This window comes from Streptomyces sp. SID5785 (assembly GCF_009870065.1).
Taxonomy (GTDB): domain Bacteria; phylum Actinomycetota; class Actinomycetes; order Streptomycetales; family Streptomycetaceae; genus Streptomyces.
Map to the genome: position 1 here is coordinate 1 of NZ_WWIA01000032.1, position 6955 is coordinate 6955.

4 protein-coding genes are annotated in these 6955 nt (G+C 76.0%); 2 read left to right on the plus strand and 2 right to left on the minus strand.

Annotated features, from left to right (window positions below):
* Both GTW43_RS01155 and GTW43_RS01160 read right to left on the minus strand, forming a co-directional pair.
* The coding region (locus GTW43_RS01155; protein ID WP_161299650.1) for a DUF5682 family protein at positions 1 to 2323 on the minus strand (2323 nt) is incomplete at its 3' end.
* Positions 2320 to 3489, minus strand: coding sequence for an AAA family ATPase (locus GTW43_RS01160; protein WP_202500904.1), 1170 nt, complete (start codon positions 3487 to 3489; stop codon positions 2320 to 2322). The genes GTW43_RS01160 and GTW43_RS01155, both read right to left, overlap by 4 nt.
* Before the next feature lie 178 nt (positions 3490 to 3667).
* Between GTW43_RS01160 and GTW43_RS01165 the strand changes: the two genes are divergently transcribed.
* Both GTW43_RS01165 and GTW43_RS01170 read left to right on the plus strand, forming a co-directional pair.
* Positions 3668 to 5026 carry an SWIM zinc finger family protein gene (locus GTW43_RS01165; protein ID WP_161299651.1) on the plus strand — a complete coding sequence of 453 codons (1359 nt, stop codon included), beginning with the start codon at positions 3668 to 3670 and terminating at the stop codon, positions 5024 to 5026.
* Between the two features lie 214 nt (positions 5027 to 5240).
* Positions 5241 to 6830: a DUF5691 domain-containing protein gene (locus tag GTW43_RS01170; RefSeq protein WP_161299652.1), complete on the plus strand. Its 1590-nt coding sequence runs from the start codon at positions 5241 to 5243 to the stop codon at positions 6828 to 6830.
* The last annotated feature ends 125 nt before the right edge of the window (positions 6831 to 6955 follow it).

Below are 6955 nucleotides of genomic sequence, written 5' to 3' on the forward strand. Positions count from 1 at the left end.
CGGCACCGGCACCGGCACCGGCACCGGCACCGAGCAGCATCCGGACCACCGGCACCACCGCCTCCGCCCGCTCCGGGTCGATCTCGCCGCCGAACACGGAACCGGCCCTCGCCGGACCCGCCTCCCCCGCGGAGCCCCCCGGCCCGCGCCGGACGAGCTCCCCCAGAGATCTGCGCACCCCGGGCTCGAACACGGAGAACGTCCGGCGCAGCAACGGCAGTACGTCCACGAACGCCTCCTCCCCGACCCCCGACAGCCACGCGTCGACCAGGCCGAGCAGCCGCTCGTCGTGCACGAGCAGGAGCCCGCCCCCGGAACCGCCCCCGACGAACCCCTCGATCCACGCCGCCGCCTCCCCCGGCGGCGTCCCCGGCGACAGGGCGAGGCTCATCAGGCGGGCCGCGTCCCCCTCCCCGAACTCCCCCTCGTCGAGCAGGATCCGCGTGCACCGGCCCCGGATCACACCGGCGACCCCGGCGCGCCCCGCGAGCCCGCGCAGGACGGACCGCCACCGGGCCCGCATCCCGGCGTCCTCCAGGAGTCCGACGGCGGCGTGCACGGCGTCGACGTGGTCGCGCATCCCGGCCGCCGCGTCCGCGTCGAGCCCCGTGCAGGCGGGCGGGAGGCCGACGAAGACCCGCTCGGCGAGCCCGCCCGCGACCCCGGTCAGGGAGGTGGTGTCCGTCCCGCGCACGTCCCCGTAGCGCAGGGCGCGGACCAGGGCGGGCAGCGCCTGGGCGAGATGGCCGACGTCCGTGTCGAGCGCGGCCCGGTCGGCGAGCACCCGCATCACGACCGGCAGCGCCTCGGACAGACCGGCGAGCAGGCAGTGCTCGGCGAGCGCGGTGACGTCGGCGAGGGCGGTCGCGGACACCGCGTCGGTCCCGGCCTTCGCGGTCGCCGCGCCGAGCACCGTCGTCCCCCACACCCCGGCCTCCGCGACCCGCACCGCGAGCTCCGGCTCCCAGCGCAGCCGCCAGCTCTCGCGGAAGGTGCCGGTGGTGCCGCGCGCGGACCGCGCCGGGACGCCCCAGTCGACACCGAGCAGCCGCAGGCGGTGCAGCAGCCGGCTCCGCGCGGCGTCCGTGTCGCCGCGCAGGTCGAGGTCGAGGTCCTTGTCGAGGGCGGCCGGCTTGAGCCGCAGGCTGCGCTGCTGCCGGGCGAGGTCGCGCTGGAGCGGCACGGCGGGCGCGGACTCCGGTACCTCGCCGAGCACGTCCCCGACGACGAGCCGGTCGTGGATGAGGGAGAGCGGCACGTCGGAGCCCTCGCACAGCACGGCGCGCGCCGCGTCGAGCGTCTCCGTGAGCCCGGCCAGGGGGCGGCCGCGCAGCACTGCGAGGGTCTCGGCGAGCCGGACCGCCTCGATGACATGCGCGGAGGAGACGATCCGGTCCTCCTCCCTGAGCAGCACGGCGACCTTGGTCAGCCATCGCTCCACCGGCCGGTCGGGGGCGCTGAACAGATGGCCGTACCAGCCGGGCGACTCGATGCCCGCGCCGTATCCACTGGCGCGGGCCAGCCTGCGGTGGGTCCAGGGCACCCAGGTCAGGTCGGTCCTGGCCTTCGGAAGCCCCTTGAGCAGGGCGCGGTCGGCCGTGACCGTGGTCCGCCGGCGCAGCGCGGGCACGTGCCAGGCTCCGCAGACGACGGCGACCTCACCCGGCCCGAACTCCTTGGCGGCGGACCGGATCTGGAGCCGCATGTACGCCTCGCGCACGAGGTCGCGCGGGTCCACCCCGCCGTCCGCGCCGTCCCTGTCGTCCCCGTGGTTCCCGCCGTCCCCGCCGTCCCCGTCCTGCGGGCGCAGGGCCTCCATCGCCTCGCCCAGGGCGGCGAAGGCGCCGCCCCGCCGGTGCTCGACGACGTCCTCCCACCAGCGCTCGGCGTCGTCGTACCCGGCGGCCTCGGCGAGCACGCCCAGCGGATCGGTCCGCACGGACGGCTCCCGGACCTCCTGAGGAGCCTCCTGCGCCGATGCCTCCGCCTCCCGCAGGGCGAGGGTGTGGGCGGCGGGCAGGTCGATGAAACGGACGGGCACGTCGTGGGCGAGGGCCCAGCGCAGCGCGACCCACTCCGGCGAGAACTCGGCGAAGGGCCAGAACGCCGACCTCCCCGGCTCGTCCACGACGTGCGCGAGCAGCGCCACCGGGGGCCGCATGGCGGGGTCGGCGGCGAGCGGCACCAGGGCGTCCGCCTCCGGGGGACCTTCGATCAGTACGATGCCGGGCGCGGCGGCGTCCAGCGCGTGCCCCACGGCGCGGGCGGAGCCGGGCCCGTGATGCCGGACGCCCAGGAGCAGAGGCTGCCCGGGGGACGTCATGCGCTCACCTCGCGGCAGGCACGGTAGAAGTCCTTCCAGCCATCCCTCTCGCGCACGACGGCCTCCAGGTACTCCTGCCAGACCACCCGGTCCGCCGCCGGGTCGCGGACGACGGCGCCGAGGATGCCGGCGGCGGTGTCCGACGGGCGCAGCACCCCGTCGCCGAAGTGGGCGCTGAGGGCCAGGCCGCTGGTGACGACGGAGATGGCCTCGGCCGTGGAGAGCGTGCCGCTGGGCGACTTGATCTTCGTCCGGCCGTCGGCGGTCACTCCGTCGCGCAGCTCGCGGAAGACGGTGACCACGCGCCGGATCTCGTCGATCCCGTCCGGTGCCGTCGGCAGGTCGAGCGAACGGCCGACCTGCTCGACCCGGCGCGCGACGATGTCGACCTCCGCCTCGACCGTGGCGGGCAGGGGCAGCACCACCGTGTTGAACCGGCGGCGCAGGGCGCTCGACAGCTCGTTGACCCCGCGGTCGCGGTCGTTGGCCGTCGCGATGAGGTTGAACCCGCGGACCGCCTGCACCTCCTGGCCCAGCTCCGGTATCGGCAGGGTCTTCTCGGACAGGATCGTGATGAGCGTGTCCTGCACGTCGGCCGGGATACGGGTCAGCTCCTCGACGCGTGCCGTCATGCCCTCGGCCATCGCCCGCATGACGGGGCTCGGCACGAGGGCGTCCCGGCTGGGGCCGTGCGCGAGCAGCTGCGCGTAGTTCCATCCGTACCGGACGGCCTCCTCCGGGGTGCCGGCCGTGCCCTGCACGAGCAGGGTGGAGTCGCCGCTGACCGCGGCCGCGAGATGCTCGGAGACCCAGGTCTTGGCGGTGCCCGGGACGCCGAGGAGCAGCAGCGCCCGGTCCGTCGCCAGTGTCGTCACCGCGACCTCGACGATGCGCCGGGGCCCCACGTACTTGGGCGTGATCACGGTGCCGTCGGGCAGGGTGCCGCCCAGCAGATAGGTCGCGACGGCCCACGGCGACAGCCGCCACCGGGCCGGGCGCTGCCGGTCGTCCTGCGCGGCGAGCGCCGCGAGTTCGTGGGCGAAGGCATGCTCGGCGTGCGGCCGCAGCGCCTGTCCCACCTGCCCGGCCGGGCCCTGCCCCGCAGCCGGTCCCGTTGTCGGCCCCTCGGTCTGTCCCACGGTCGGTCCCTCGACGGAAACGGACATGGCTCTCCCCCTCCAGATCAGCCCAGTCGTCGCCGCACGCAGAGGAGTTGACCGCCCCCGTCGTGCGATGGGTTCCACCGTGCACCACGCCACTGACAATCGACCTCGTCGCCGCGGTCCGTGCAGGTCGGAGCCGGTGCGGGCGGAATTGTCAGTGGCGGGTCCTACGGTCGGAGACATGACTCAGCAGGGGGTGCGCTGGACGACGGATCAGGTGCTGGCACTGGCGCCTGACGCCGCGTCGCGCAAGGCGGGAAGCAAGCTCGGGACGGCGGGTCCGTGGTCGGGGACGGGGAGTTCGGACGAGGGGGCGGTGTGGGGGCAGTGCAGGGGAAGCGGCAGCACGCCGTACCGGACGGTGGTGGACACGGGCGGGGCGCAGGGCACCGCGTACAAGTGCAGTTGCCCCAGCCGCAAGTTCCCGTGCAAGCACGCGGTGGGGCTGCTGCTGCTCTGGGCCGGCGGGGCGGCGCAGGTGCCGGCCGGGGCCGAGGCCCCGGACTGGGCGCAGGAGTGGCTCACCGGACGGCGGGAGCGGGCGGAGCGGCAGCGGACCGCCCCGCAGGACGCACCCTCGGCCCCGGCCGATCCGGAGGCGGCGCGGCGCAGGGCGGAGCGGCGCACGCAGCGGATCACGGCGGGGGCGACTGAGCTGGAGCAGCGGCTGACCGACCTGCTGCGGGGCGGGCTGGCCCAGGCGGAGCAGGCGGGATACGGGATGTGGGAGGAGACAGCGGCCCGCATGGTGGACGCGCAGGCTCCCGGACTGGCCTCGCGGGTGCGGGAGTTGGGGACGATACCGGCGTCGGGCCCGGGCTGGCCGGCCCGGCTCCTCGAGGAGTGCGCACTGCTCCATCTCCTCGACCGGGGCTGGCTGCACCACGCCGATCTGCCGGTGGAGCTGGCGGCCACGGTGCGGACCCGGGTCGGCCTGCCGGCACAGCCGGCCGGACCTGCGCTGCGCGACCGCTGGCTGGTCCTCTGCCAGTACGACACGACGGACGGCCATCTGACCACGCGCCGCGCCTGGCTGCACGGCGCGGAGTCGGACCGCACCGTTCTTCTCCTCTCTTACGGGGCGGCAGGGCGAGCACCCGCGCTCGCCCTCGCGCCCGGCCTGGCGCTGGACGCGGCTGTCGCGGTCCGTCCGGGTTCGCTGCGCGGGGAGTTGGGTGAGCAGTTCGGGGCGCCGGAAGCGGGCGGCACCAGACCGTCCGGCACGGATGTCGGGGAGGCACTGGCCCGCTACGGCACGGAGCTGCGGGGCGACCCGTGGCTGGAGTCCTGGCCGGTGACGCTCGCGGACGTCATACCGGCGCGGACCCCGGAGGGCGGGTGGCAACTGGCCGCGGCCGACGGCAAGTCCGCGCTGCCCCTGACCCCGACCGCCACGGCGTCCCCGGGGCTGTGGCGGCTGGTGTCCCTGTCCGGCGGCGGCCCGGTGACGGTGTTCGGCGCGTGCGGGCACGCCGGGTTCCGGCCCCTTTCAGCGTGGGCGCGGGGGCCGGCGGGGGCGGATCTGGTGCCGCTGACGTGAGCGCATCGGCTGCGGCGCCCCCCACCTGCCGTCGCCGCGACCGGCAGCAGCCTCCTGCCCCAGCTGCTGCCTCCTGCCCCACCCGGATCTGCGCACCCCGGATCCGCGCACAGCGGCCCCGGATCCCGGCCCGGACCTGCAACCACCCGTCACCCGTTGTCCCTTGCTCATTTCCCGTCACTGATCACCCGGCTGCTTCAGGAAGGCTCACGTCATGATCGCGTCGCCGAGTGCCGGCCCGTCCTGGGACGAGCTCGTCACTGCCGCTCTGCTCGGGACCGAGCGCCGTTCGTCCACGACACCGACCGCGTTGCTCGATGCGGCGGCCGTGGAGACGGTGCGCCGTCGCGCGGGGCTGCGTCCCGTGGCCGCGGCGGCCCTGCCCGACCCTGCCGCCGACGACCCTCGTCCCGCGCTGCCCGCCGCGGCGCGGCACCGGCTCGCGCTGTTGCTGACGGACCGTCCTGGCACCGGGGGTGCGCGCCGCGGTTCCGCGCCCGACCTGCTCGAACTGCTGCCGCAGTGGCTCACGCTGGCTCAGGCCCACGGATACGCTCCTCCGCCCGAGCTGCTTCCGGCGCTGCTCGACGCGGCGCGCGGCCGGACCGATCTGCGTCCGCAGGTGCTGGCGTTCGCGGGGCCGCGCGCGTTGTGGCTGGCGCGGCTCAACGGGGACTGGAAGTTCGCGCTCCGGGCCACCCCGGGCGCAGGGGCCTCGCTGCCCTCGCCGGACGACGCCGAGGGGGTCGGGCGGTTGTGGGCGGAGGGGCTGTTCGCCGAGCGGGTCGCCCTGCTGGCCACCGTGCGCGCGCACGATCCCGCGGCCGCGCGGGAGTTGCTCGCGGGGAGCTGGCGCGCCGAGCGGGCCGAGGACCGGCTGATGTTTCTCGACTCACTCCGCGCCCGGCTCGGTGACACGGACGAGGAGTTCCTGGAGCAGGCGCTCGCCGACCGCAGCAGAAATGTGCGCGCGACCGCGGCCGAGCTGCTGTCGGCGTTGCCGCGGTCGGCGCTGGCCGCGCGGATGGCTGACCGGGCGCTGTCCTGTGTCGCCCTGGACCGGGCGGCCGGGGTCGTCGTCGTGGAGGCGCCGCACGAGTGCGATCCGGCGATGGAGCGCGACGGCGTCGTGCCGCGGCCGCCGGCCGGGCGGGGTGAACGGTCGTGGTGGTTCGGGCAGTTGGTCGAGGCCGCGCCCCTCGACCGGTGGGCGGCACGGTTCGGCGGGCGGCCCCCGGAGGAGATCGTGGCGCTGGAGGTCGCCGACGGTTGGCAGGGAGAGTTGCACGGCGCGTGGTGCCGTGCGGCGGTGCGGCAGCGGGACACCGCCTGGTCGCGGGCGCTGCTCGGGCAGCCGACGGCGCCGGGGGCGGCCGGTCCCGGCGCGGTGTCGCTCGCGGAGCGGGCCAAGCTGCTGGCGGCGTTGCCCGGGGAGGAACGGGCGGCGTGGGTGGCGGCGTTCATCGCGGCGCACGGGTTGTCGGAGGCGTTCCAGCTGCTCGGGGTGTGTGGAACTCCGTGGGCGCCGGGGTTGGGGCGGGCCGTCGTCGATGCGCTGAACATCGCGCGGGACGCGGGGAGTTATCCGTGGAGCTTCAGCGGGGTGATGGGGCTGGCGGAGCGGTGTCTCGATCCCGAGGAGGCGGTGCGGCTGGAGGGGCTGACCGCGGCGGTCGACGAGCCGGAGGGGGCGGCGCCCGGGGCCGGGGGGTACTGGGCGGAGGCGTTTCAGCGGCTGGTCGGCACGTTGCGCCTGCGGCGGGCGATGCGGGACGAGTTGGCTCCACCGGGGTCCGCCGGGTGAGCCCGCGGCTCCCCCAGCCCCGCCAGGGGCGCGGAGAACTCCGCGACCAGCCACTACGCCGCAGCACCCGACCACAAACCCCAGCCCCATCAGGGGCGCGGGGAACTGCGCGAGCGGCCACGACG